The sequence below is a fragment of the Campylobacter sp. RM12654 genome (genome assembly GCF_020137585.1).
In the GTDB taxonomy this organism is placed as follows: domain Bacteria; phylum Campylobacterota; class Campylobacteria; order Campylobacterales; family Campylobacteraceae; genus Campylobacter_E.
The window spans coordinates 1-644 of the sequence record NZ_JACGAR010000077.1 but is presented as its reverse complement, the minus strand read 5'-3'; the positions used below and the strand labels follow the sequence as shown (position 1 = coordinate 644).

Below are 644 nucleotides of genomic sequence, written 5' to 3'. Positions count from 1 at the left end.
GCATATCATTATGCAGGTGGGTTACCAATTCCAGGCTCTCTAACTTTAAATGGTGCTGGAAGTGGAGCTACATTTGACACGAGCAAGGATTTTGCTGGATTTCCAGGAATTGGTGGTATAAGTGTTAGTCCATCAACTAAAGGAGAATGGAGCAATAGAGAAAACGAAGTAATTCCTGTTTCAAGAATAGTAGATATGCTTGAAAATCCTGGTAAAGAATATGATTTTAATGGAAAGAAAAAAGTATTTCCTAATATAAAATGTATCTATTGGGCTGGTGGTAATCCAATGCACCATCATCAAGATATAAATAGACAATTAAAAGCATTTGCTAAGGTTGATAGTTTTATAGTTCAAGATTGTTTTTGGACTGCTAGTGCAAGATATGCTGATTTAGTTCTACCGGCTACTACTGAAATAGAAAGAAATGATATAACTAAAGCAAATACTAACAGATATATATTTGCAATTAAACAAGCCATACAACCACTTTACAATGCGAAAAATGACTATGATATTTGTTGTGGTATATTAAAACATTTTGGAGATAACGCATTAAATGCCTTTACAGAAGGTCGCGATATGATGGGTTGGGTGCAATATTTTTATAATGAAGCTCGCGATAAAGCAAGTGCTACAGGCCT

1 protein-coding gene is annotated in these 644 nt (G+C 34.5%); it reads left to right on the top strand.

Annotation, left to right across the window (positions count from 1 at the left end; all coding sequences use genetic code 11):
* The coding region (locus AVBRAN12654_RS09385) for a molybdopterin-dependent oxidoreductase (protein WP_336614390.1) at window positions 1-644 on the top strand (644 nt) is incomplete at both ends.